16 protein-coding genes, 17 tRNA genes and 3 rRNA genes are annotated in these 25448 nt (G+C 48.1%); 6 read left to right on the top strand and 30 right to left on the bottom strand.

Going from position 1 to position 25448, the window contains the following annotated elements; all coding sequences use genetic code 11:
• Positions 1–27: 27 nt before the first annotated feature.
• The 4 genes from NSQ20_RS01770 to NSQ20_RS01755 form a co-directional block, all read right to left on the bottom strand.
• On the bottom strand, positions 28–1617 hold the full coding sequence (locus tag NSQ20_RS01770) for an MBL fold metallo-hydrolase (protein WP_340031684.1): 1590 nt from the start codon (positions 1615–1617) through the stop codon (positions 28–30).
• The gene (locus NSQ20_RS01765; protein WP_076319625.1) at positions 1614–3284 is read right to left on the bottom strand and encodes an iron ABC transporter permease; all 1671 of its coding nucleotides are present in this window, start codon (positions 3282–3284) and stop codon (positions 1614–1616) included. Before NSQ20_RS01765 ends, NSQ20_RS01770 begins: the two co-directional genes overlap by 4 nt.
• An 81-nt stretch (positions 3285–3365) precedes the next feature.
• Positions 3366–4439 carry an ABC transporter substrate-binding protein gene (locus tag NSQ20_RS01760; protein ID WP_340031683.1) on the bottom strand — a complete coding sequence of 358 codons (1074 nt, stop codon included), beginning with the start codon at positions 4437–4439 and terminating at the stop codon, positions 3366–3368.
• Between the two features lie 70 nt (positions 4440–4509).
• Positions 4510–5526, bottom strand: a complete 1017-nt coding sequence (locus NSQ20_RS01755) for an ABC transporter ATP-binding protein (protein ID WP_340031682.1) — start codon at positions 5524–5526, stop codon at positions 4510–4512.
• A gap of 368 nt (positions 5527–5894) precedes the next feature.
• On the opposite strand from NSQ20_RS01755, the gene NSQ20_RS01750 reads away from it, so the two are divergent.
• The 4 genes from NSQ20_RS01750 to NSQ20_RS01735 all read left to right on the top strand — a co-directional run bounded on the left by NSQ20_RS01750 (position 5895) and on the right by NSQ20_RS01735 (position 11004).
• Positions 5895–6803, top strand: a complete 909-nt coding sequence (locus NSQ20_RS01750; RefSeq protein WP_340031681.1) for a LysR family transcriptional regulator — start codon at positions 5895–5897, stop codon at positions 6801–6803.
• A 146-nt stretch (positions 6804–6949) separates the two neighbouring features.
• The gene (locus NSQ20_RS01745) at positions 6950–7810 is read left to right on the top strand and encodes a hypothetical protein (RefSeq protein WP_100527783.1); all 861 of its coding nucleotides are present in this window, start codon (positions 6950–6952) and stop codon (positions 7808–7810) included.
• 367 nt (positions 7811–8177) lie between these two features.
• Positions 8178–9860 (top strand): AraC family transcriptional regulator, encoded by a 1683-nt coding sequence (locus NSQ20_RS01740; RefSeq protein ID WP_340027844.1) that lies wholly within the window; start codon positions 8178–8180, stop codon positions 9858–9860.
• A 94-nt stretch (positions 9861–9954) separates the two neighbouring features.
• Positions 9955–11004 carry an ABC transporter substrate-binding protein gene (locus tag NSQ20_RS01735; RefSeq protein WP_100527781.1) on the top strand — a complete coding sequence of 350 codons (1050 nt, stop codon included), beginning with the start codon at positions 9955–9957 and terminating at the stop codon, positions 11002–11004.
• 223 nt (positions 11005–11227) lie between these two features.
• On the opposite strand, the gene NSQ20_RS01730 is transcribed toward NSQ20_RS01735, so the two are convergent.
• From NSQ20_RS01730 to NSQ20_RS01610, 25 genes are all read right to left on the bottom strand, one after another.
• A complete protein-coding gene (locus NSQ20_RS01730; RefSeq protein ID WP_340031680.1) occupies positions 11228–11833 on the bottom strand; it encodes a short chain dehydrogenase in 606 nt (201 codons plus the stop codon).
• Between the two features lie 184 nt (positions 11834–12017).
• Positions 12018–12088, bottom strand: a tRNA-Gly gene (locus tag NSQ20_RS01725).
• Between the two features lie 12 nt (positions 12089–12100).
• Positions 12101–12174 (bottom strand) — tRNA-Pro (locus NSQ20_RS01720).
• A 16-nt stretch (positions 12175–12190) separates the two neighbouring features.
• Positions 12191–12267, bottom strand: a tRNA-Arg gene (locus tag NSQ20_RS01715).
• A gap of 6 nt (positions 12268–12273) precedes the next feature.
• A tRNA-Gly gene (locus NSQ20_RS01710) sits at positions 12274–12348 on the bottom strand.
• 8 nt (positions 12349–12356) lie between these two features.
• Positions 12357–12443 (bottom strand) — tRNA-Leu (locus NSQ20_RS01705).
• Positions 12444–12452: 9 nt separating this feature from the next.
• A tRNA-Lys gene (locus tag NSQ20_RS01700) sits at positions 12453–12528 on the bottom strand.
• A gap of 9 nt (positions 12529–12537) precedes the next feature.
• Positions 12538–12612, bottom strand: a tRNA-Gln gene (locus NSQ20_RS01695).
• An 11-nt stretch (positions 12613–12623) separates the two neighbouring features.
• Positions 12624–12699, bottom strand: a tRNA-His gene (locus NSQ20_RS01690).
• Between the two features lie 97 nt (positions 12700–12796).
• Positions 12797–12872: transfer RNA gene (locus tag NSQ20_RS01685), tRNA-Thr, on the bottom strand.
• 23 nt (positions 12873–12895) lie between these two features.
• Positions 12896–12973 (bottom strand) — tRNA-Asp (locus tag NSQ20_RS01680).
• Between the two features lie 26 nt (positions 12974–12999).
• A tRNA-Met gene (locus NSQ20_RS01675) sits at positions 13000–13073 on the bottom strand.
• A gap of 16 nt (positions 13074–13089) precedes the next feature.
• Positions 13090–13165, bottom strand: a tRNA-Val gene (locus tag NSQ20_RS01670).
• Between the two features lie 6 nt (positions 13166–13171).
• A tRNA-Glu gene (locus NSQ20_RS01665) sits at positions 13172–13243 on the bottom strand.
• 15 nt (positions 13244–13258) lie between these two features.
• Positions 13259–13350: transfer RNA gene (locus NSQ20_RS01660), tRNA-Ser, on the bottom strand.
• Between the two features lie 3 nt (positions 13351–13353).
• A tRNA-Asn gene (locus NSQ20_RS01655) sits at positions 13354–13429 on the bottom strand.
• A gap of 1 nt (position 13430) precedes the next feature.
• Positions 13431–13506: transfer RNA gene (locus NSQ20_RS01650), tRNA-Ala, on the bottom strand.
• Positions 13507–13539: 33 nt separating this feature from the next.
• A tRNA-Ile gene (locus NSQ20_RS01645) sits at positions 13540–13613 on the bottom strand.
• 59 nt (positions 13614–13672) lie between these two features.
• Positions 13673–13789, bottom strand: a 5S ribosomal RNA gene (gene rrf / locus NSQ20_RS01640).
• A gap of 78 nt (positions 13790–13867) precedes the next feature.
• Positions 13868–16793 (bottom strand): 23S ribosomal RNA (locus NSQ20_RS01635).
• Between the two features lie 308 nt (positions 16794–17101).
• Positions 17102–18654, bottom strand: a 16S ribosomal RNA gene (locus tag NSQ20_RS01630).
• The 16S, 23S and 5S rRNA genes sit together here with 17 tRNA genes alongside, the layout of an rRNA operon.
• Before the next feature lie 615 nt (positions 18655–19269).
• Entirely contained in the window at positions 19270–20235 is a 966-nt protein-coding gene (gene rocF, locus NSQ20_RS01625) for an arginase (RefSeq protein WP_083669988.1), read from the bottom strand.
• Complete coding sequence (locus NSQ20_RS01620) at positions 20225–21445, bottom strand: ornithine--oxo-acid transaminase (protein ID WP_340031679.1); 1221 nt, start codon at positions 21443–21445, stop codon at positions 20225–20227. Before NSQ20_RS01620 ends, rocF begins: the two co-directional genes overlap by 11 nt.
• Before the next feature lie 141 nt (positions 21446–21586).
• Positions 21587–22243 carry an amino acid ABC transporter permease gene (locus tag NSQ20_RS01615; RefSeq protein ID WP_076320404.1) on the bottom strand — a complete coding sequence of 219 codons (657 nt, stop codon included), beginning with the start codon at positions 22241–22243 and terminating at the stop codon, positions 21587–21589.
• Positions 22244–22266: 23 nt separating this feature from the next.
• Complete coding sequence (locus NSQ20_RS01610; RefSeq protein WP_338707556.1) at positions 22267–23088, bottom strand: transporter substrate-binding domain-containing protein; 822 nt, start codon at positions 23086–23088, stop codon at positions 22267–22269.
• Positions 23089–23410: 322 nt separating this feature from the next.
• On the opposite strand from NSQ20_RS01610, the gene NSQ20_RS01605 reads away from it, so the two are divergent.
• On the top strand, positions 23411–24055 hold the full coding sequence (locus NSQ20_RS01605; RefSeq protein WP_076320402.1) for a GntR family transcriptional regulator: 645 nt from the start codon (positions 23411–23413) through the stop codon (positions 24053–24055).
• 58 nt (positions 24056–24113) lie between these two features.
• Here the strand turns inward: NSQ20_RS01605 and NSQ20_RS01600 are convergent, their stop codons facing one another.
• Positions 24114–24848 (bottom strand): class I SAM-dependent methyltransferase, encoded by a 735-nt coding sequence (locus NSQ20_RS01600; RefSeq protein ID WP_338707554.1) that lies wholly within the window; start codon positions 24846–24848, stop codon positions 24114–24116.
• 164 nt (positions 24849–25012) lie between these two features.
• Here NSQ20_RS01600 and NSQ20_RS01595 point away from each other — a divergent pair, with 164 nt between their 5' ends.
• Positions 25013–25360, top strand: coding sequence for a hypothetical protein (locus tag NSQ20_RS01595; protein ID WP_036607959.1), 348 nt, complete (start codon positions 25013–25015; stop codon positions 25358–25360).
• Positions 25361–25448 lie beyond the last annotated feature (88 nt).

Here is a 25448-nt window from a genome sequence, read left to right as displayed (position 1 = left end):
GAAGCATCAATTCGATTCATGCACAATTCACACATATAGCTCGTCACCAGCAGACAGTGAATGTATAACTGTTCCCGGTGATGGGCTATTTCTGAGCAAACCTTCTTTTAATCGGTCCGTCTCTGCCCGGTCAGCATGCACAAGGACCGTATGCCTTGCTGGAATCTGATGCAGCATCCGTTCAACATCCTTCCAGCCCTGATGTACTTTATAACGTATTTTCCGCACATCACACACTCCATACTTGTCAGGAACCCGTAGCAACTTATCAGCAAATGTACCATGAGCAACATGCCCAGTGAGCAGAATCAGATTCTCCTCCCTGTCCGATAATTGACTATAGTACCAACGGGCAAGCGAGGACTGCATCATACCGTCCGGAATGAACCATAGCGAAGCAGCATGATGTTCCAACAGTTGTTCCCGCTCTTGGGTGGTTGTAGGCAGCTCCCATCCTCGTCCGGTCAGAAAGCAATCAATTTTGTCTTTCAACGAACTTCCGATGACATGCTCTCCCTTCTCCCTCAACCAATACGGAACATGCATAAGCTGCTTCATCCCTTCCACCAGCCCTTGTTCCACTACGATTGGGATAGCTGGGAATTGTTGCTGTGCCCACAGTACGATCTCCTGTCCACGCCCTACAACAGGCATAGGTAAGAGCACCTTTCCACCTTGAGCAATCGTCTGGCGAATGGCTCGTTCAAGCTGTTCAAGTTTGTCCGCCTGTGTATCCTGGTCCGTACCGTAGGCCGCATCAACGATCGCCAGATCTACCAGCCCAACGGAAGATATTGGCGCAGCGTCTGCTACGTTTGCTCTGCCTGCTCTGACTGCTCCATCTGCTCCATTGGATGTGAAATTTCTCTGCTTCATGGGTATCTCCATGGATACAAGTGTTCTTGACGACGCTTCTGATGCAACAGATGTCTGATCTGGTGACGTTATGAGTTCTCCAGCCTTTTGCCCACTGTTTATAGTAATTAGTTCCTCCGCGCCCCACTGTTCACTGCTCGGAGTATCGAACAACGTATCTTCACGAATCATGTTTTCCCGTAAGAACGCCTCCGCTGGATAATCCTCCTGTAAAAGCATCGATTCTGACGTGTAGTCCCCGGAATAAAAAATCCGCTTACCTTCCATTTCAACCCCAAACCACACCGATCCAGCCAGATGTCCACTACGGCCCCACATCACTTTTACTTCGGGAATCGGTTCGAACCAGGTTTGGGATACGACCTCATCTTCCAGATACCGATAACGAATAGCCTGCTCATCTGCTTCATCGTAAGGGAGCTTCTCTCCGACACGTTCTGCAAACCTTCGCCAGTTGGCAAAATACGTACGTAGCTGCGCCCTCGTCTCTCTCGTCGTCCACACTTCACCCTGGTAGCCCATCTTGTACAGCAAAGGGATGGCGACCGAATGATCCTCATGGGCGTGGGACAACAGGACCGCATCCAGTTGCGGGACAATCTCCGGGTCAATCATCGGATACTCGCCCGTGCCTTCTTTTTTCACACCACAATCCAGCAAAAGGTGGAACTGGCTCCCGCTCAGGAGATAGGCGGAACGTCCGTGTTCCCCTGCACCGCCCCATACGTTCAGTTTGATCATGATGCATTCCACTTTCTCTTTGAATTCAGCAGTTCAATTCCAAGCAGCATCAGCACCGTCATACCTACAGTCACAACGGCCATCGCCATTCCCAGTGATACCTGACCTTGTTCAAACTGAGCAAAAATATACGTAGCCGACGTCTGCATCGACGGTGGAAGAATCAATAACGAACCTACCAGCTCCCGGGTAGCAATCGTAAAGGTCATCATCCAACCCGCCAGCATGCCGGGCAGGATCAGCGGGATCAGGATACGCCGCAGAATATACAGCGGCTTCCCGCCAAAGACTTGCCCAGCCTGGAACAACGTTCCGTCAATCTGGGTAAAGCTCGATTTTACATACTGTACGGTGTAAGGCAAGAAGAGCACAACGTACGTTAGCACAACCATGCCATAGGTGTTATACAACGTGACTGGCATCCAGGGTGAGTTCCAGAAGAGAATCAGACCCACGACCATCACGATGCCCGGCACCGTATTAGGCAACAAACTGAACAAATCAATCACACGCTGCATGAATGAAGATGATCTGCCGATCGCCAGCGCAAACCCCGTTCCGATAATAACAGCAACGGTTGAAGCCGCGAGGGATAATCCCAGACTGTTCCCGATGGCTTTCATACTCACTGATCCCCAAGATAACAGCTCTTTATAATGATCCAAAGTCAGATTATCAAAAGCAATTCCCGATCCCCGTAGTTTCATGGTCGAAGCGGCGATGATGGAGAAATACGGGATACCTATCGACAGGATCAACAGGATTGCAAGATACACCCCGCATAACCATCCTGCTCCGCCACGAAGAGAATATCGCTTCGAACGTTGCCCTTTGCCACCAACCAGACGATACGTGAACTTTCGGCTCATGGCAGACTGCATATACCACATCACCAGACAGACGGACAACAGCACCGATGCCAGCGAAGTCGCCTTACCGAAGTCAATCGGCCAACTGGAGATGTACTTATGGATCTCGGAGGTCATGACATAATAGCCAATCTTGCGCCCGAAGGTTGCCGGTGTCCCGAATTCCGCAATCGTTTTGACAAAGACCAGCATGATCCCCATGCCGTAAGACGACAACAATAAGGGTAAAATAATACGTCTGAAACGGTACCCTGCACGTGCACCATGCACGGCTCCCGCTTCTTCCAGATTGCCACCGATGCGGATCAACGCATCTCTAAGCAGCAGATACAGGAACGGGAACAGGTGCAAGCTCATGATGAGCACCATGCCCCAGAAACTGAAGAACAGCTCACTCCAGCCCGCAGATGAGGGCACCCATTGCTGGAGATATCCCCCTTTTTGCATAAACAGAATCCAGCCCATCGATCCGATATACGGCGGAGTCATGAACGGAATCATCAGGATTACATCGACCCAGCGATGCTCACCCATCCGAGTCTTCGCCATCATCCAAGCCAGCGGTAGCGCCAGCAGCGTAGTTACCGCTACAACGCAGATGCCAAGCCAGACGGAATTCAGCAATACACCTGATAGATGATGACCTGTAATCGTGCGAATCGGAGCCATCCAATCCCACTGCCCGTCCGGATACACACTTTGCCAGAAGATCAGCAAGAGCGGTACGCCAATGCTTATGGTCAGCAGAAAGAGGGCCAGAATCACGCCCACTCTCCGAAAAATTCGGTTGTTGTCCATTACAACAGGTTTCACTACGTTCACCTCACATGACTTTCCACAGACAGCAGGTATTCCTTTTGCCTAGTTGTCCCTATCCTATTATTTAAAAGTCTCGGAAAAACGTGCCGCTGTTTCTTCACCATGCTCACTCATCCAGTTCCAATCCACTTTAAGTTGTGGAATATCCTTCACATTGGCACGGTTAGTCGCTTCAATGTCTTCGCGGCCCGGGATCAGATAGGCATCTGCAACAAGCTTCTGTGCTTCATCGGACAACAAGTAGTCAATGAACGCTTTGGCGTTCTCTACATTTGGGCTGGATTTCAGAATCGCTGCCGGTCTTGGGCTGATTACCGTTCCTTCCTCAGGATATACGATATCCAGTGGTTCGCCTTTTGCCTTAGAGGAATACGCCATGTAGTCCACACCTGCTGCTACGATGCTTTTGGCACCCGTAATGACTGGATCAAGTGCTTCCTGATTGGCGCCTGCCATCGCTACACCATTGGCTTTATAGGCACTCAGCAGATCCCATCCTTTTTCACCATTCGCACTCAGGTAGCCTGTGATGAAGTCGAGTGCTGAACCTGATAATGTAGGGTCGGGAATGTTTACTGCATCTTTCCACGCAGGCGTAGCCAGCTCTGCCCAACTTGTTGGTGGTGTAGATACTAGTTTGGTGTTATACACAATGCCCAGTGCGGAAGCACTGCTGCTAAAATAGTTGCCCTCTGCATCCGACCAGTCCTTGTTCAACTTGTCTGCATTGGCTGCTTCAGGGTATGGCATAGTCAGTCCATCGGCTTTCAGAGCCTGTGCTGAAGGTAAAGAGGCCAGGATCACAACGTCTGCAACCGGATTGGATTTCTCAGCTTCCATACGAGCCAGAATTTTGCCTGTCGTTCCCTGGAACATCTCAACTTCGATCCCTGTTTTGTCTGTAAATCCGCTCACGATGTTATCCGCCAGCTTCTGTGGGCCAGCACTGTACAAGACCAACTTGCCGCCAGCTGGTTTCGTTGTTTCCGCCGCTGCTGCCGAGTTTCCTTCGCCCGCGGGTTGTGCCGCGTTGCCTGTGGTCGAGTTCCCTGTGCTACATCCGAACAAACTGATACTCATTACCGCTGTTAATAACAGCATTGCGCTCTTTTTCCGTGTTTTCATACCCAACATATTCGTCCATCTCCCCTGGTTTCTTATAAAATGTGTACCCCTGCTTTCAACTGCGTGCTCGTTCAACAATTTAATATGCCACTGCGATCGCTTCGTTCTGCTTCATACTCGGGTGGTCATAACCGTCCATTCGGCATATCCGCTCAGGGGTTACATAGAGCTGCACCCGCTCCCCTACGCGCACTCTTTGGTTCATATAGGCTGTCCATACGCCAAGCCCTTCCATCTGAACTCGTACTTCATAACGCTCGCCTACATAGCTGACACTAAGTACCGTCCCCGGATAACACAGATCGTCATGACCTGTTTTGTTCCAGGTGACATGCTCTGGTCGCACCATCGATTGATTAGGCGTGAGCCAGTTGGACTTTCCGATAAACGAAGCGACATACGGATCACTTGGTGCCGAGTAGATCGTTTCCGGGCTTCCTTTTTGCAATATCCTCCCCTTCTGCATCACCACAATCTCATCCGACATCGACATCGCTTCAATCTGATCATGTGTGACGTACAGCGCAGTCAGTCCCATGTCCCGGACCAGCGACATCATCTCAATCCGCATCTCTTCCCGAAGTACAGCATCCAGTGCACTTAGTGGCTCATCGAACAGGATCACACCAGGTCTGACCGCTACGGCTCTGGCAAAAGCAACCCGTTGCTGCTGTCCACCAGACAGCTGATGAGGATATCGGTCTTCCATGCCTTGCAGGCGAACCATGCCAAGCGCTTCGTTCACCTTTTGCCGCAGATTAGATTTCTGTTTTCCGGCCTTCAGGCCAAACGCTACATTTTCGTATACGGTCATATGCGGCCATAATGCAAAATCCTGAAACACCATGCCCAGATTACGCTTGTGTGTTGGTATATCAATCCGCTTCGCCGCAGAGTAGATACACTGACCATCTGCACGAATCTCCCCCGCGTCCGGCTGTTCCAGCCCGGCTAACATGCGGAGCAGTGTTGTTTTGCCACAGCCCGATGGGCCGAGCAGGGTCGTGAACTTTCCATGTTCAAGCGTTAGATCTGTTGGCAGCAGTGCGGGTGTTTGATTAAATGATTTTTGAATTCCTGTCATCTCTAATTTCATAAGCATCCCTGCCTGTCTTCTGTTACTTGATCTCTTGCACTGTTCTCAGTCTAACGTCCGCTTTCGCGAGTTGTATCTCTTGTATGTAAAATTGGAATTAACTTTTTAGATGAATTCTGTTGATGTTCATAGATTAAATCTATAGTAGGTGAACTAAATTAATTTTCATGTTGTCGCTTCGATTACAGCACCATCTTCCGATCGCTGTTATCCCCAGATTTCTTATATTCCCTTTATGAAGGGAGAAATCCGGGGATAAAGGCGAACGCTTCGCTTCTTCAGATTGGTTCTGTACTCTCCGTCTTTATGAAAAACATTAGATCATCTTATATATTGGGGCTAGTAGAAGTGAGAGGAGTGTCGGGACATTGAATCTGATCAAATTGCAAATTGTTGAGCTGATCGACAAGCATCATCACATGACAAGCGTGGCCGAGTTACTGGGGATCAAACAACCTACCGTTACATTTCATATGAAGTCATTGGAGGAAGAGATGGGTGTGCGATTATTCGAATCGCGCAGTGGAAAGACCTTTCTGACCGAGGCCGGACAGGCTTTGCTCCATTATTCCGTCAAAATCAATGCTCTGACCCAAGAGGCAAGGCGGGTAGTGAAGGAATATGACAGTCTCTATCGGGGCACCCTGCACATTGGAGCAAGCTATGTACCGGCTACATATTTGCTGCCTACCATACTCAACACCTTTTCTCAGGAATTCCCGGGCATCCGTATCGTCTTATCCGTCAAACCATCACCTGTTATTCGCGAGATGCTGATTCGGCATCAGATTGATCTGGGTGTGATCTCTTCCGAGCCATTTGTTGGACCCGCCCTGCAAGCTGAGACGCTGTGTGAAGACGACTTAGTATTGATCTGTTCTCCGCAGCATGGATTGGCCCAGAAGGATACATTAACACCTGATCATATCGCGCAGATTCCTTTTGCCTTACATGGCAATGAATCCAGTACACGGCGGCTAACCAATCAATGGCTTGCGCAACATGATATTCGTTTGCGGAGTACCGTGGAGATGGATTCCCTGGAAGCGATCAAACAGCTCGTGTTAATCGGGGGGCATGTCTCATTCATGTCTCGGATGGCGGTACAGTGGGAGGAACAGCACGGGCTCATTCAAGTTCTTCCCATTCCCGGAGAGCAAGCGCCGCGCCATATCTATACGGTACATAACAAGGACCGCCACCCTTCCGTTCAGGTAAACCGCTTCAAAGAAGTGCTGCGAGAGGTGAGTCACGGCTCTCCCATTTTCCATGGCTGATTGCCATGATCCGCTATAAACTATCGTTTGCCATTCATCAAATCTATGCAGGGTTAACGCAATGTGCTCTTCCCTTTAATCGCTTTCATATATTCAGGCGATAAAGTGAGTCTGTACGTTAATCCAGATTAGGAGAGTGATTGGTTTTGAAAAAGTGGAAAAAGGTAACCGCCTCATTGATGCTGAGCATCGTAACATTGGGAAGTGGAATGACATTTCTGGGGGCACCCCAGGCTTCAGCTGCTGCCAATGCCGTTCCTGCATATGAAGTAAAGTTTCTGGCCAAGCCGGAACTTGTATTGAATACAGATGGGACACCACGCAGTGAAGTGATTCAGACACTCGGCCTGAGTTCCACGCCAAGAAACATTAACGTGGAGTACTTCGACACCAATGCTCTCGGATTGGATCAACAAGGATGGAACGTACGTTTTCGCAAAAAGGATGACAAGAATAACTACGAATTGACTTATAAAAAACGCTACCCTGTGATCAATGGCGATATCAACGCAGCGCTGACTCTGGCTAACCAAGAGGGATTTGATCAATCGGATGATAACTACGAGGCTGAAATTGATTGGGGATATGGCAAACAGACGCTGAGCTTCTCCAACACCAAAAAAGTCGATACCAAAGCGACAGGAGTCCAACTTCCTTCGCAGCAAGAAGCCTTGAACATGTTACTGGACAAGCTTCCGGGCAAATTGAAAAACTGGACTTCCTCCAACTGGGGCAAGCAGCAACTGACTCAATCCCGTGCATATGGACCAATCACATTCCAACGTTATGAAGGTACGTGGAATGGTCAAGAGCTTACGCTCGAAGTATGGCCGATCCGTGACGCAGCAGGTACAGGTATTGAGAATATCGTAGAGGTTTCTTTCAAAACCGATGATGCTGTAGCCGTATCCGGACTGCGTACCCAACTGCTGCAATTGCTGGAGAACAACAACTGGCTGATTCCTGCCGATGGCTTGAAAACACAAACCATTCTGGAAAGATACTAATCGCAAGCTTTAATTAAAAAGACAAGTTCCTCTTCCGGCGGACATCATAGGAGAGGAGCTTGTCTTTTTTGTGTAGTGAACTAAATTAGATCAGTTATTTAAGTAATTCTAAGATTAACATCGGTTGCAATTTTACTGGTTATTCGCTCAACAGTTTGGATGATGGGAAACATGTATTATTTTCCAAATCTACAACCTATCAATTCAATTTATAGTGGAGAATTACGCGGTTAAATGATCAGAATTCGCTATTTCATTTTCATATTATCATATGACTTCTTATTTGTATGACAATATGCGATAATTGATAATTATTCTCAAATACATCATATGTAATGTTACTATCGTAAGTTAAGGAGGGATTCTGGTGACTTTGCAAGTCTTTCCACTGATATCTAACGGTGACCATACCCGTGACCTATATGCAAGATTCAAGACATCCGAAGTTCTCGATCAAGCGTCTTTTCTTGCCCCATTCGTATTAGCGGACTCACATCTTCTGCTCATCTGTACTGGTGGTGAAGCCGATATTCGTATTGGGCACAGACTGAATCATGCCACACTCGGCAAGATGTATCTGATCCTGCCAGGAACAGCGATAGAATATACAACGGATGAGGTTCATCCTTTACAGGGCATCGCGATATATTTTGATATGTTGAAGCCTCTCTCCGATATCAATAAAGCTACTTCCGGCTCTACTGTAAGGGAGATTTACCAAAAAGGGTTACTTCGTTCATCTTACGCTGATGAATTACCGCATGAACTTTTTCAGGAATGTACCAGAATTGCCTCCCAGCTCTATGAATGCATCTCTGTACCTCAAGAAAATCGTCCATTTCGTATTCAGACTTTGATGCATGAATTGTTGACCCATGTGTATGCTCCTCCCAAAGAAAGTGCAATAGGAGATTCCGAACACACCTCTGCTTTGGATCAAACGCTTGAACTTATTGAGCTTGGATATGCTGAGCATCTTTCTCGGGAAGTTCTTGCCGGAGTGGCAGGCATGAGTGTATGGCACTATTCGCGGGTATTCAAAAACAGCACTGGCATCAGTCCCATGGAATACGTGAATAACATCCGCATGGACCGGGCCAAAGAGATGCTGCTCGTCCCCGGCCAAACCATCAAACATATCGCCTCACAGGTTGGTTTTCAGGACGAGTTTTACTTTAGTCGCAAATTCAAAAAATATGTTGGCGTGTCTCCCTCTACCTATCAACGGCAGAAACGCAGTAAAATTGCTACTCTCTCCTTCGGAACCACTGGCCATCTGCTGGCATTGCAGATCATCCCCCATGCGGCATTGATCGATAACCGACGGGATCAACACAGGAATCTTTTTTTCTCCAATATCCCTTATCATCTGGGGCGTAGCAAACGAATGAATCCTCATATCTGGCAAACCAACGTTGAGTTGTTGATGCAAGCGAGCCCGGACCTCATACTCTGTAATGAGTACGAAGCCCATACGTTAAAAAGAACACTGCAGCGAATTGCGCCTACCATCGTTATTCCATGGAAAGGATTGAGCTGGAGGGAACACTTCGTACAAGTTGCCTCCATTGTGGGACAGCAACAAGATGCTCAGCAATGGTTGGAGCAGTACGATGACAAGGTAATCCAAGCCAAAGAGCAGCTTACTCATTTAATCGGTAAGGATACGGTCTCCATTATTCATATCATGATGGGTCATCTGTTAATCTACGGGCGACGCAATGGGGGCGCTGTTCTATATAACGACCTGGGCGTGTCCCCTTCACACGATCTGCTTCCGGGGCAAGTCTATCGTGCATTGGATGAACAGGAGTTGCCTCAAATGGTTGGAGATCGCATGTTACTGATTGTGGACCAGGACTCAGAATCCCAGCAACGTTGGCATAAACTACAACATACTCAGCTATGGCAAGATTTGATGCCTGTGCAGAACCAACATGTATATCTGCTTGATGAAATGCCTTGGTTGGATTATTCACCATATGCCCATGATCAGATCATCGATGAAACCCTGAAACTTTTTGGTGGGACTCAGCACATTAATCCATGACCGGATAGCACAGAAGGCTATGTCTCCCTCAACATGAGACCGCTACAATATAAAGTATACTGAGAATCAATATCATTAGAAACACAGGGGGATTATGATGTACAAACAGCATTATGTCAAAATAACGGGGATCATGTTCATACTCGCCATGTTACTTGTTGCGTGTGGGCAGACACCTGCAAGCACTTCGCAGCCATCTGCAGATGGCGTAAAATCAGCTGCGGGGACAGATGGCGACTCATCCACTGAATCAGCTACTAAGACCGTGGAGAGCGCCAGTGGCAGCAAAGAAATCCCGGCACATCCCGAACGGATTGTGTCCATTAATATGGAGGACATTCTCCTCTCCTTGGAGGTACCACTGGTACTTGCTACACCTATTGGTCGGCAAGATTACCTGAATGAGCAACTTGAAGCTCAAGGCGTGGATGTCGAACCCATCAATGAAAGTGTCAATTTTGAAGCTGTAGTCAGCGCCAACCCGGACCTCATTATTGCCAATGCCAGTTTGGATGCCAAAATTCTCGAACAACTCGAGAAGATCGCGCCTACGATCACTTATGATCGCCGTAATTGGCAGGAATCTATCGTACAGGTAGCTACTGCGCTAGATATTGAAGAGCGGGCTGAACAGCTTTTACAAAAAAATAAAGACCAAGTAACTGAAGCTCAGAAGCTCGCAGCCGATATCACCAAGACCAAACCTACAGCTGCATTCCTGCGCCTGGAAGAGAAGGATATGCGTTTGTTCTTCTCTTCCATTCCATCCACGCCATTTCCAGCTTCCAGTTATGTAGGAGCGGGTTATGAGGTTGGATTCACTCCCGATGCTCTCGTTACCAAACTCGAGGCAGAGAATCCGGATCGGATGAATGCCAGTATCTCGGTTGAGCTTTTGCCTGAAATCAAAGCAGACTATCTGTTTATCGTGTCCATTAGCTCAGATGGGTCAGCTGAAGCGTTGCAAAAAACAAAAGATGAACTCAACGAAATCCAGCAACTCCAAGTATGGAAAAGCCTACCCGCTGTCCAAAATGGTCATGTCTATGTCCTCAATGCTAAGAAATGGCTCATTGACGGCCCCATTGCCGAATCGCTCAAACGTAATGAAATGCTCGAAGTTCTTGGACTACCTGCTCCATAATAGTCAATATACCTCTGTTTCATCCACAACAAACAAAAGGAGATTCACCGGATTTTCGGTGGATCTCCTTTTTATTTAATATTTCAAATGGCCTCATTCAGTTCTGTTTCATGAAAAATCATTCTACATGCTTAACAACTAAATGTATTTCATGTACACCTTTCTCATCCTGCAATTAATTAGGGATAGGTAATCATCAAAATCATATATAACTTTCCGGCTTTTAATATATTTTGAAATTTTGGGCTGTTTCAATCCCAAGTGCACTCTGGATAAACGTATTAGCCACTTTCTCTACAGGTACAGGATTAAATCCAATAAAGAAATCCTTATATTTTTCCGCAGACTCTACAAACAGATTAGGACTAACCGAATTCAAACGAATGCCTCTTGGCAACTCAAACGCTGCCGCTTTGGCAAACGAATCAATAGCCCCATTGACCATAGCACTTGATGCGCCTTTCTCAATAGGGTGGTCTTGTATAATGCCACTGACCAGCGTGAAACTCCCCTTGTCGTTAATATAGTGCTGTCCAATCAATACGATATTGACTTGTCCAAGCAGTTTACCCTGCACACTAATCATATTGTTCTCAGGTGTCAGTTCTTCGAGTTTAGCATAATGGGTCTGGCCCGCCGCCACAATGACGTAATCAATATTTCTCACCGTTTCGAAGAGGGTAGTAATACTCTCTGTCGACGTCATATCCACCTGAACATCCCCGGAATTTCTACCTGCTGTAATAACCTTAACGGAATAATCTCTCAGTTTCGCAACAACGGCTTTACCTAATGTTCCGTTTCCACCAATGACCAGAGCTCTTTTCATTACTGTTTGTCCTCCTTTATAAATAAATACGGTTAATCAGATACGAATTGTTCTATTTATTTAAACAAAGATTCCATCCTTAATCAAATGACAATTGACCCTAATTTAAATAAATTACACTTATTCTTTTGTACACAAAAAAAGCCTTTGCTATAAGCAAAGGCTCTTCTATATGTTACTAGGAAGCGGGTGATGGGAATCGAACCCACGCTATTAGCTTGGAAGGCTAAAGTTCTACCATTGAACTACACCCGCAAATAAAAAAAATCGGGATGACACGATTTGAACATGCGACCCCCTGGTCCCAAACCAGGTGCTCTACCAAGCTGAGCTACATCCCGATACTTATGAGAATAATGGCGCGCCCTGAGAGATTCGAACTCCCGGCCTTTTGATTCGTAGTCAAACGCTCTATCCAGCTGAGCTAAGGGCGCAAATATTGGAGCGGAAGACGGGAATCGAACCCGCGACCCTCGCCTTGGCAAGGCGATGCTCTACCGCTGAGCCACTTCCGCAAAACATATGGTGCGGTCGAGAGGACTCGAACCTCCACGGGGGTTAGCCCACACGGACCTGAACCGTGCGCGTCTGCCAATTCCGCCACGACCGCAAAATATAATGGTGAGTCATGAAGGGCTCGAACCTTCGACACCCTGATTAAAAGTCAGGTGCTCTACCAACTGAGCTAATGACTCGTAATGAAATGGCTGGGGATATAGGATTTGAACCTATGCATGACGGAGTCAAAGTCCGTTGCCTTACCGCTTGGCTAATCCCCATTAAAAAATCATGGGGCGATCGAGGGGAATTGAACCCCCGAATGCCGGATCCACAAACCGGTGCGTTAACCACTTCGCCACGACCGCCATAGAGTAAGCCATTCATCCACTAAGAGAATCTTAGTATTAACAATTTTACTTGTAATATACATTCTATCACAAATTCAGATGTAAATACTAAAAATGGTGCCGGCGAGAGGACTTGAACCCCCAACCTACTGATTACAAGTCAGTTGCTCTACCAGTTGAGCTACACCGGCACGGTGTATATTTAATTAAAAAATGGCGGAACCGACGGGATTCGAACCCGCGATCTCCTGCGTGACAGGCAGGCATGTTAGGCCAACTACACCACGGTTCCAGATCACTTTCTCAAGGAAAGTATAATTGCGGGGGCAGGATTTGAACCTGCGGCCTTCGGGTTATGAGCCCGACGAGCTACCGGGCTGCTCCACCCCGCGTCGTTATAAAGTTATATGGTGGAGGCTGAGGGGATCGAACCCCCGACCCTCTGCTTGTAAGGCAGATGCTCTCCCAGCTGAGCTAAGCCTCCATAATATGACCCGTAGGGGATTCGAACCCCTGTTACCTCCGTGAAAGGGAGGTGTCTTAACCCCTTGACCAACGGGCCTTGCTAAAAAATATCTGGCGGAGAGAGAGGGATTCGAACCCTCGAGACGCTTGTGACGCCTACACGATTTCCAATCGTGCTCCTTCGGCCAGCTCGGACACCTCTCCATATGGCTCCCCGAACAGGGCTCGAACCTGTGACAACTCGATTAACAGTCGAGTGCTCTACCAACTGAGCTATCAGGGAATGGTGGAGCCAAGCGGGATCGAACCGCTGACCTCCTGCTTGCAAGGCAGGCGCTCTCCCAGCTGAGCTATGGCCCCATACACTGTGTATTTCTTGTTGTGGTCTTGCTATGGGCCCTGGTGGACTCGAACCACCGGCCTCACCCTTATCAGAGGTGCGCTCTAACCAACTGAGCTAAGGGCCCTAATATATATCCCTTATTCCTTAGCAAGGGGGGCAAAAAAAATACCCCAAAGGGAAATCGCTTGGCGGCGTCCTACTCTCCCAGGACCCTGCGGTCCAAGTACCATCGGCGCTAGAGGGCTTAACGGTCGTGTTCGGGATGGGTACGTGTGGAACCCCTCCGCCATCGCCACCAAACGCATAGCTTAGCTTACATTCAGAGATCATTCTCTGAAAACTAGATTCGAAACGAAACACGCGAATTATCACTTGCTATTGGATAAGCCCTCGACCGATTAGTACTGGTCAGCTCCATGCATTGCTGCACTTCCACCCCCAGCCTATCTACCTCGTCGTCTTCAAGGGGTCTTACATACTGGGAAATCTCATCTTGAGGGGGGCTTCACGCTTAGATGCTTTCAGCGTTTATCCCGTCCGTACATAGCTACCCAGCGGTGCTCCTGGCGGAACAACTGGTACACCAGCGGTACGTCCATCCCGGTCCTCTCGTACTAAGGACAGCTCCTCTCAAATTTCCTACGCCCACGACAGATAGGGACCGAACTGTCTCACGACGTTCTGAACCCAGCTCGCGTACCGCTTTAATGGGCGAACAGCCCAACCCTTGGGACCTACTTCAGCCCCAGGATGCGATGAGCCGACATCGAGGTGCCAAACCTCCCCGTCGATGTGGACTCTTGGGGGAGATAAGCCTGTTATCCCCAGGGTAGCTTTTATCCGTTGAGCGATGGCCCTTCCATGCGGTACCACCGGATCACTAAGCCCGACTTTCGTCCCTGCTCGACTTGTAGGTCTCGCAGTCAAGCTCCCTTATGCCTTTGCACTCTTCGAATGATTTCCAACCATTCTGAGGGAACCTTTGGGCGCCTCCGTTACTCTTTAGGAGGCGACCGCCCCAGTCAAACTGCCCACCTGACACTGTCCCCGCACCGGATTACGGTACCAGGTTAGAACCTAGATACGATCAGGGTGGTATCCCAACGTTGCCTCCATGCAAGCTGGCGCTCACACTTCAAAGGCTCCCACCTATCCTGTACAGATCGTACCCAAATTCAATATCAAGCTGCAGTAAAGCTCCATGGGGTCTTTCCGTCTTGTCGCGGGTAACCTGCATCTTCACAGGTATTAAAATTTCACCGGATCTCTCGTTGAGACAGCGCCCAAGTCGTTACGCCATTCGTGCGGGTCAGAATTTACCTGACAAGGAATTTCGCTACCTTAGGACCGTTATAGTTACGGCCGCCGTTTACTGGGGCTTCGGTTCACAGCTTCGGATTGCTCCTAACCACTCCCCTTAACCTTCCAGCACCGGGCAGGCGTCAGCCCGTATACTTCGCCTTACGGCTTCGCACAGACCTGTGTTTTTGCTAAACAGTCGCTTGGGCCTTTTCACTGCGGCCCCCTCGTGCTATTCACACTACCGGGGCACCCCTTCTCCCGAAGTTACGGGGTCATTTTGCCGAGTTCCTTAACGAGAGTTCTTCCGCGCGCCTTAGAATACTCTTCTCGCCTACCTGTGTCGGTTTGCGGTACGGGCACCATCACCTGGCTAGAGGCTTTTCTTGGCAGTGTGAGATCATGACCTTCGCTACTATAATTTTCGCTCCCCATCACAGCTCAGCCTTACAATGTGCGGATTTGCCTACACATCAGCCTTACTGCTTAGACGGACATCCATCAGTCCGCGTCACTACCCTACTGCGTCCCCCCATTGCTCATAACGGCTTACGGTGGTACAGGAATTTCGACCTGTTGTCCTTCGACTACGCCTTTCGGCCTCGCCTTAGGTCCCGACTTACCCTGAGCGGACGAGCCTTCCTCAGGAACCCTTAGGCTTTCGGCGGATCAGATTCTCACTGATCTTTTCGTTACTCATACCGGCATTCTCACTTGTATAATGTCCAGCGCTCCTTACGGTACACCTTCAACCCTTATACAACGCTCCCCTACCCCTGATGCAAAGCATCAAGCCATAGCTTCGGTGGTGTGTTTAGCCCCGTTACATTTTCGGCGCAGAGTCACTCGACCAGTGAGCTATTACGCACTCTTTCAATGGTGGCTGCTTCTAAGCCAACATCCTGGTTGTCTGTGCAACTCCACATCCTTTCCCACTTAACACACACTTGGGGACCTTAGCTGATGGTCTGGGCTGTTTCCCTTTTGACAATGGATCTTAGCACTCACTGTCTGACTCCCGGAAGTAAGTCTATGGCATTCGGAGTTTGACTGAGCTTGGTAACCCTTGCGGGCCCCGCACCCAATCAGTGCTCTACCTCCACGACTCTGTTTTCCGAGGCTAGCCCTAAAGCTATTTCGGGGAGAACCAGCTATCTCCGAGTTCGATTGGAATTTCTCCGCTACCCCCACCTCATCCCCGCATTTTTCAACATGCGTGGGTTCGGGCCTCCAGTGCGTGTTACCGCACCTTCACCCTGGACAGGGGTAGATCACCCGGTTTCGGGTCTACGTCCACGTACTAAGTCGCCCTATTCAGACTCGCTTTCGCTGCGGCTCCGGCTCTTCACCTTAACCTTGCACGGGAACGTAACTCGCCGGTTCATTCTACAAAAGGCACGCCATCACCCCTAAAACGGGCTCTGACTTTTTGTAAGCACACGGTTTCAGGTTCTATTTCACTCCCCTTCCGGGGTGCTTTTCACCTTTCCCTCACGGTACTGCTTCACTATCGGTCGCTAGGAAGTATTTAGCCTTGGCAGATGGTCCTGCCGGATTCATACGGGGTTTCACGTGCCCCGCACTACTCGGGATCCGTCTCGGAGGGAACCAACTTTCAACTACAGGGCTTTTACCTTCTTTGGCGGGCCTTTCCAGACCTCTTCGCTTAACCGGTTCCTTTGTAACTCCATGTGAGACGTCCCACAACCCCAAAGAGCAAGCTCTCTGGTTTGGGCTTCTCCGCGTTCGCTCGCCGCTACTGACGGAATCACTATTGTTTTCTCTTCCTCAGGGTACTTAGATGTTTCAGTTCCCCTGGTATGCCTCTGCATAACCTATGTATTCAGTTATGAGTAACTGGAAATTACCCCAGCTGGGTTTCCCCATTCGGACACCCCCGGATCAAAGCTTGCTTACAGCTCCCCGAGGCAGTTTCGTTGTTCGCCACGTCCTTCATCGGCTCCTAGCGCCTAGGCATCCTCCGTGTGCTCTTAGTAGCTTAACCTCGTGCTCCGGTTTCGACTGCTCACTTCCCTTGTTTTGCTTGCGCAAAGCCAAAAGTCGCTCCCATTCGATACCATCGTACGTGCAATCTACCTTATAAAAACACTTCACTTGTTTACACAAGATCAGCTTAAAGGAATGTTCTAATTCGCGTTTGTTTCGTTTCGATATCTAGTTTTCAAAGAACAAGCTCCATGCAAAAGCAAGCTGTTTTGAGAGTTTGAGCTCTCAAAACCGAACAACGAGTAAGTGTTTTGCAGCTAAGCTGCGTATTTGAATGTTTCCGTTGCAGGAAACGATTCTCCATAGAAAGGAGGTGATCCAGCCGCACCTTCCGATACGGCTACCTTGTTACGACTTCACCCCAATCATCTATCCCACCTTCGGCGGCTGGCTCCTTGCGGTTACCCCACCGACTTCGGGTGTTATAAACTCTCGTGGTGTGACGGGCGGTGTGTACAAGACCCGGGAACGTATTCACCGCGGCATGCTGATCCGCGATTACTAGCAATTCCGACTTCATGCAGGCGAGTTGCAGCCTGCAATCCGAACTGAGACCGGCTTTGTTGGGATTGGCTCCATCTCGCGATTTCGCAGCCCGTTGTACCGGCCATTGTAGTACGTGTGTAGCCCAGGTCATAAGGGGCATGATGATTTGACGTCATCCCCACCTTCCTCCGGTTTGTCACCGGCAGTCTATCTAGAGTGCCCACCCGAAGTGCTGGCAACTAAATATAAGGGTTGCGCTCGTTGCGGGACTTAACCCAACATCTCACGACACGAGCTGACGACAACCATGCACCACCTGTCTTGAATGTTCCGAAGAAAAGGTACATCTCTGCACCGGTCATTCAGATGTCAAGACCTGGTAAGGTTCTTCGCGTTGCTTCGAATTAAACCACATACTCCACTGCTTGTGCGGGTCCCCGTCAATTCCTTTGAGTTTCAGTCTTGCGACCGTACTCCCCAGGCGGAGTGCTTAATGTGTTAACTTCGGCACCAAGGGTATCGAAACCCCTAACACCTAGCACTCATCGTTTACGGCGTGGACTACCAGGGTATCTAATCCTGTTTGCTCCCCACGCTTTCGCGCCTCAGCGTCAGTTACAGCCCAGAGAGTCGCCTTCGCCACTGGTGTTCCTCCACATATCTACGCATTTCACCGCTACACGTGGAATTCCACTCTCCTCTTCTGCACTCAAGTCACCCAGTTTCCAGTGCGATCCGGGGTTGAGCCCCGGGATTAAACACCAGACTTAAATGACCGCCTGCGCGCGCTTTACGCCCAATAATTCCGGACAACGCTTGCCCCCTACGTATTACCGCGGCTGCTGGCACGTAGTTAGCCGGGGCTTTCTTCTCAGGTACCGTCACCTTGAGAGCAGTTACTCTCCCAAGCGTTCTTCCCTGGCAACAGAGCTTTACGATCCGAAAACCTTCATCACTCACGCGGCATTGCTCCGTCAGGCTTTCGCCCATTGCGGAAGATTCCCTACTGCTGCCTCCCGTAGGAGTCTGGGCCGTGTCTCAGTCCCAGTGTGGCCGATCACCCTCTCAGGTCGGCTACGCATCGTCGCCTTGGTGAGCCGTTACCTCACCAACTAGCTAATGCGCCGCAGGCCCATCCCCAAGTGACAGATTGCTCCGTCTTTCCAGTTTTCTTCAGGCGAAGAAAACAATTATTCGGTATTAGCTACCGTTTCCGGTAGTTGTCCCAAACTTGAGGGCAGGTTGCCTACGTGTTACTCACCCGTCCGCCGCTAAGTATCAAGGAAGCAAGCTTCCTATCAACTCCGCTCGACTTGCATGTATTAGGCATGCCGCCAGCGTTCGTCCTGAGCCAGGATCAAACTCTCCAATAAAGTATTGAAAAGAGCGATAAGCTCATTTTGAATCTGACGAGATTAAAAATCTCATTTGTGCTCCAGTCGATTCAAGCCAAGGCTTGTTTCAAACTTTCGCGTTCATTCTGCAAGCAGAATGTTTACTCACTCGTTGTTCAGTTTTCAAAGATCAAACTTGTTTCGTTACTAAATATTGTTCTCTTCAGCAACTCTTATATAATATCATGTCCGAACCAACTTTGCAAGCTCTTTTTTTAAGTTTCTTTCGAAGCTTATTTCATTCGCTTGCCGCACCGTGTAAACCGTGTTTTCTTGGCCGGAATTAGAATATATCATGTACAGATTTCAATTGCAAGTCTTTTTTCAAAAATTATAATCAACCCACATCATCAGCACAATATGTAATCTGACGCTCCTGTACATACAAATAACTCTCAGCATCCTTATTACAGCGCTTCTAATATACATATCCATTAAACATAACCAGGGAAGCCACTTCCACTGCGATTGCAGTGAACAATTGATTGTGACTAGCCCTAGTTTTCGGAGATCTCAGTTTTCTTTCCTTCTATAATAGATAAGAAAGTATATTCCTTGGGTACAGCTTACACATTCCGTTTCACTTCTCAGTGCTTACAATATGCGCTTACCAAGTAAGGAAGCGATCAGTTCCACACCAAGCCTTGCCGTATGTCTATTGTGATCAAACAACGGATTCACCTCAACCAGTTCCATCGACGTAACTTGATTTGTGGAAGCAAGTATCTCCAATGCATAATGTGCCTCTCGGTAATTCAGACCACCAGGTACTGGAGTGCCCACACCCGGAGCTTCCCGCGGATCCAGACAATCCATGTCGAAGCTGACATGAATACCATCTGCCCCTTTTCCCGCTGTAGCTATTGCTTCCTCAATAACTTGCTTTATTCCCATCCGGTCAATATCATGCATCGTAAATGCTCGGATTCCCAGTCCCTTAATCTGCTCTTTCTCATACTCATCCAGATCACGCAGACCAATATAGACCAAGTTGGACGGATCAATAAACGCGCCTGCTCCAGCAATGTGCGACAGATTGAATGCAGTATGCCCCAAGGATGCAGCCACACTCATCCCATGCATATTACCGGACAAGCTGCGTTCTTCCGTATTCAAGTCTGCATGCGCATCAAACCAGATCACACCCAAATTCGAATAGTGTGCTGTTAGCCCGGCAAAAGTACCAATCGCTACACTATGATCTCCCCCAAGCACAAGTGGGAAAGCCCCCTCCTCTACTGCGCCTGATACTTCACTACACACCTTCTCACTGACCTGACGTACCTCATTTAAGTGTTTTACACGATTTCGCTCAATAGGGGCAGCTGGTTCAGAAGGACAATCTACCCGCACTTCTTTGGAAAGCACTAGCCCAAGACTCGCAATCTCCCGCTTCAGTCCAGCTGTAATCAATTCATCCGGCCCCAACTCTGCTCCACCTCTTGCTCCACCGAGTCCAAAAGGAACCTTAATGATAGCAATATTACGTCGCACAGATGTTTGACTTGTATCAATAGAAGTATCTTTTATTCCACCATGGACATCATCATCATTTTTCATGTAGGTCAGCTCCCTCTTTGGTGATCAATACCTGCTCAATTCTCTCCAGTGCCCAATCAATCTCGGACTCTTTAATCGTCAGTGGTGGGGCAAATCGAATGGTTGTCTCATGCGTTTCTTTACACAGCAGTCCAGCAGACATCAAACGCTCACAATAAGGGCGGGCTGGTTCATGCAGTTCAACACCGATAAACAAGCCTTTCCCCCGAATATCCCGTATGGCTGAACTGCGAATATCTCGAAGTCTTTTCATAAAATAGTTCCCCAGACGCTCCGATCGCTGGGCAAGCTTCTCATCTTCAAGAACTTTCAGAGCTGCTATAGCTACGGCGCAGGCGAGTGGGTTACCCCCAAACGTAGAACCATGAGACCCCGGCTCAAACAAGTCAAGTATCTCCGCATCAGCAGCAATAGCCGAGATCGGCATGACTCCTCCCCCCAGCGCTTTGCCCATAATCCAAATGTCCGGTTCAACCCCTTCCCAGTCGGAGGCAAAACGGCGACCTGTTCTTCCAAATCCGGTCTGGATCTCATCAGATACAGTCAACACCTGCTGGCTCTCACACAGAGCAAAAGCTTCTGCCAAATATCCATCAGGCGGGATAACGATTCCTGCTTCGCCCTGAATAGGCTCTACAAGAAAACCAGCCGTATTTGGTGTAATGGCCTGCTTCAGCGCTTCTATATCTCCATAGGGAATAATCCGAAATCCAGGTGTGAACGGTCCAAAATCTTTTTTATACTCCGCTGAAGAAGAAAAAGACGTAACCGTCAGAGTTCTTCCATGAAAGTTACCAGAGCATACGATAATCTCGGCTTGATTTCCCGGTACACCTTTGCAACGATAAGCCCATCTACGTACCGCCTTCACCGCAGTCTCCACCGCTTCCGCTCCTGTATTCATGGCGAGAATCTTGGATTTCCCCGTGAATTGTGAGAGTTTCTGATAAAAAAGAGAAGCGGAGCTGCTGTGGAATGCCCGTGATGTCAGCGTAACCTGATCTGCCTGATCCTTGAGCGCCTGTATGATCACAGGATGTCTATGACCATGATTCAATGCAGAGTATGCACTTAGCATATCCATATAACGGCGGCCTTCAGGGTCTTCCACCCATACCCCTTCCGCCTGTTCAATAACAATAGGGAGCGGATGATAATTAGGTGCAGCATAACGCTCTGACCAATCAATTAACATTTTGGAATCTGACATACACACCCAACACCTTTCCAAAATATTGTATACAAAATACAATAACAATGTATGCGATGCCATCGCCATTTACGACTACATCTCTCTTTTTCCACTCCAGCCTACTCCAAGCCTTTCTCGAATCAAATCCTTTATCCATAGTTAGCGAGAGGTAGACAGTCTACGTTCCAACCAAGAGAGTAAATTAGCCAGTGTAAATGTGATTATAAAATAGAGGCCGGCGGCAACAAGCAGCGGAGCAAGCGGCTGGAACGTAACACCCTGAATCGTTCTGGCCGTGTATATAATCTCGGCTATGCCGATCATGGAGACAAGCGAAGAATCTTTAATGATAATAATGAATTCATTACCGATGGCTGGAAGCATGTTACGAAAAGCCTGCGGCAGTATAATATAACGAAGTGTCATACCATTTGTCATACCAAGGGAGCGCGAAGCTTCGGTCTGTCCTTTATCAATCGCTTGAATCCCGGCCCTGAACACCTCTGCCATATAGGCCGAGCTATTCATCGTCAGAGCTACCACCCCCGACATAAATGCCGGCAAGTTCACACCTACAACCGTCAGACCATAATGAATAATAAGAATCTGTACGAGCATTGGCGTTCCCCGAATGAGTTCAATATACGCCGATGCCACAAATTTAATTGGCCATATTCGGGATATTCGCATTAGCGCCATGAATACACCCAGCAACGTACCAAACAATACGCCGAAGAAGGAAAGTTCAAGCGTGACCCACGCACTTCGTGCATAATCCTGCCAATGTTCTAATAGAAAGGAAAAATCTAAATTCACGGCATATCCCTCACTCGTCCGGTTTATTCGCCGAGCATCTCATTCGCTTCAACGACGAACCGTTCAATATCTCCGTTTGTTTTGAGCTTTTCCAATGTAGTGTTGATCTGATCCAGCAGCTTCTGATTACCTTTCTTCACCGCGATGGCCGAACCACCCTCGTCTTCAGCCTGTTCAACCTCCACACCTGCAACAACAAGCCCCTCTTGGTTCTTCACATACTGTTCAGCCACCGGCTTCTCCAGGATGAGTGCGTCTACACGCCCCGTCTGCAACTCCAGAATCAGCTCAGGTATTTTGGCCAGAGAAGTGAGCTTTGCTCCCTCTATTTCCTGAGCAATCCCTTCCTGAATGGAACTCTTTTGCACGCCAACCTGTTTGCCTGATAGATCATCTATGGACTTTAATGCGGTATCTTCCCCTTCTCTAACAAGTACAGCCTGCTCTGCATAATAGTAGATATCCGTAAAATCAACATTCTTCTTTCGTTCTTCGGTAGGGGTTAAGCCTGATATCACAAAATCAACCTTATCTGTACCAAGGGCCATAAGAAGGCCATCAAAGTCCATGTCCTCAATCTTCAGCTCGGCTCCCAGATCAGCCGCAATTGCTTTGGCAATCTCGATGTCAAAACCTACTATGGTATCTTTACCATCAATTTTCTTATGAAATTCATAGGGTGCATAGTCCGCACTGGTTCCAAGTACAATGACTTCCTTTTCCGCAGAGCTACTGCCCGAAGACGAAGTAGCGTCTGATCCGGTCTCTGTCGTTTTTTCCTGCCCACATGCGGACATGAATACAACCACTAACAACAGCATCATTGGCAAAAGCACTTTTTTCACACATCATACCCCTATTCTTTTTTTGAATGAGTAACATAATGGTTTGTATACAATATACATAAGACAATATATGGACTTATATGTAAGTAATACTAACAAACATTCTGGTTTATCACAATCATTATTTAAACATTTATACGCTTTAATTCCATAAAATGTGCTATATATAACATGGCATTTACATCGGCTGAAACATGAAGTTTGCTTGCCCAACTTCCCCCTCGGTGTTAAGATGATAAAAACTTGAAACTCCTGAACGGCGCGTACAGTACGGCCTCACACCCATCTATTTATTCACTATACATAGAAAGGAGGATTCGGTATGGAGTTACCCAAATACCGGTCCTTGAAAGATCACGTATACGATTACATTGCCCAGAAGATCCAGGACGGAACCTTGCTTCCCAACCAGAAGATCAACGAGGCAGAAATATGCAAAAAGCTGGACATCAGTCGCACGCCTACTCGGGAGGCGCTTTTCCAGCTGGCTTCAGACAATCTGCTGCAATACATCCCGCGCAGGGGATTTATTGTCACTCCTTTTGATGCAGGCAAAAAACTGGAATTCTCCCAAGCGATCGGTGTGCTGGAGGCACTCGCTGCCACACTTGCAGCAGACCATCTCAGACCATCAGAACTTATGGAGATGGAAACTCTGGTTGTTCGAATGGACGAAGATATCAGCCAGCTTGATCTTGCTGCCTACAACAAAAACCAATATCAGTTCCATAATCTGTACATTCAGCGATGTGGTAACGCCACAGTCATTGAGATGTTAAACACATTGAAGAACAGTTTCATCCGGCAGTCGTATGTTAGTGATAATAAACCAAAGCTATCTGAGGTACTGCTCGAAGTTAATGAGGAGCACCGGCAAATTTTAAGTGCTTTTCGAGCCAAGGATAAGAACCAACTGGAAGCCCTGCTCAAACATCACTGGCGGATTATCGACAACGATATGCTGTAGTACGTTCTGTCAGAACAAACCAAAGGCAACCCACACGATTGTGTGAGTTGTCTTTTTCCTATTTTTCGTTTTTGACCTCCAACGGTGCCCTAGCCGCAAAAACAGCATATCCCAACTTTTTGCCGTATTTCGCGAGCAAACGATCATTGGTAAGACTCATACGCTGCATACGTTCATCCTCAAACCAATTCATATCGATCTCGCGATGTGGGTCATGATCAACGCCCCATTTTGCCATGGATCGCGAATGTTCTTTGACCTCTACCTTGGTGAAACCACACTGCTTGAGGCGTTTTCTCCATGCTGTGGCCGTTACAAGGGTTCGTATACCGTAAAATTGCTTTAACCTGCGACACATCAATTCGGTCTTCTGGCCTGATAGAACCATCTCCCGATCCACCAAAAGTCCACCAGGCTTCAACACTCTTCTATACTCAGCAAGTGCACTCCGCCATGGGGTGAAGATCGTGACCGACTCCACAAATACCACATCAAAATGATTTTCCGGAAAAGGTAACGATGTTACATCCGCCTGAACAAATCGAACATCCACCCGTTCTCGTCTCGCTCGCCGAACTGCCTTATCCAGCATATTGCGATGAAGATCAATCGCCGTTACCCGATATCCGCCTTTAGCCAAGTAACACGCAGTCCTCCCAGTGCCGCACCCTATCTCAAGAATATGATTACTCACAGGCAGAGATAAGCTATCCAGCAACTTCAGTGTTGCTAAAAATCCTCCAGGATGGGCACTTCCCTCCCCTAACCGAGCCAGCATGTCATGATAATCCACGCGACATCCCCTCCTCACTTCTCCCAGTGTATGGAGCAGATTCAAAAACGGCTCCTCCCCATTCGATTTTCCGGGTACTCGTCCATACCAATTGCTCTTCTTTTTACTATGATATACAAACCGTTGAATTCAAGCGGCAACCGCATCTAATGAGGAGGATTTGCATGTACAGAATTAATCGGGTATGTGAAGAAACGGTTTCTCCGCACGTTGGACGTTCCGTTTGTCTCGTTATGAACGACGGTAAGCATATGTATGGTACGCTTAGTCAATGTCGTGATGGCAAAATTTATTTGAACGGGTGTTTCGAGGGACCACGGCTGTGTTCAGTCAAATCCAAACAGCAGTTGGTGAAAAGCAGCCAGAAAAACGCTGTTGTAACAAAAAAAGTTAAATCTTCGGCATACGGTCGATATGGATACGGAGGATACGGTGGGGGTTACGGCTATGGAGCGGGAATCGATCTGGCTCTGGTAACAACATTGTTTCTGCTGCCATTCCTGTTCATCTAAATTCCATTCTGATCGTGGTAAAATTGTAGTCATAACAAAGACCCTTTTTGCTTATAGCGAAAAGGGTCTTTATCTTTTTCATACGATT

Source organism: Paenibacillus sp. FSL K6-1122 (genome assembly GCF_037977015.1).
In the GTDB taxonomy this organism is placed as follows: domain Bacteria; phylum Bacillota; class Bacilli; order Paenibacillales; family Paenibacillaceae; genus Paenibacillus; species Paenibacillus amylolyticus.
The sequence above is the reverse complement of the archived record's forward strand: the minus strand, read 5'-3'. Positions and strand labels throughout refer to the sequence as shown.

Coding starts and splice junctions, on each gene's coding strand:
- NSQ20_RS01770 (WP_340031684.1), bottom strand. CDS start 1,617: ATGATCAAACTGAACGTATGGGGCGGTGCAGGGGAACACGGACGTTCC.
- NSQ20_RS01765 (WP_076319625.1), bottom strand. CDS start 3,284: ATGGACAACAACCGAATTTTTCGGAGAGTGGGCGTGATTCTGGCCCTC.
- NSQ20_RS01760 (WP_340031683.1), bottom strand. CDS start 4,439: ATGTTGGGTATGAAAACACGGAAAAAGAGCGCAATGCTGTTATTAACA.
- NSQ20_RS01755 (WP_340031682.1), bottom strand. CDS start 5,526: ATGAAATTAGAGATGACAGGAATTCAAAAATCATTTAATCAAACACCC.
- NSQ20_RS01735 (WP_100527781.1), top strand. CDS start 9,955: ATGATGTACAAACAGCATTATGTCAAAATAACGGGGATCATGTTCATA.
- NSQ20_RS01730 (WP_340031680.1), bottom strand. CDS start 11,833: ATGAAAAGAGCTCTGGTCATTGGTGGAAACGGAACATTAGGTAAAGCC.
- rocF (WP_083669988.1), bottom strand. CDS start 20,235: ATGAAAAATGATGATGATGTCCATGGTGGAATAAAAGATACTTCTATT.
- NSQ20_RS01620 (WP_340031679.1), bottom strand. CDS start 21,445: ATGTCAGATTCCAAAATGTTAATTGATTGGTCAGAGCGTTATGCTGCA.
- NSQ20_RS01605 (WP_076320402.1), top strand. CDS start 23,411: ATGGAGTTACCCAAATACCGGTCCTTGAAAGATCACGTATACGATTAC.
- NSQ20_RS01595 (WP_036607959.1), top strand. CDS start 25,013: ATGTACAGAATTAATCGGGTATGTGAAGAAACGGTTTCTCCGCACGTT.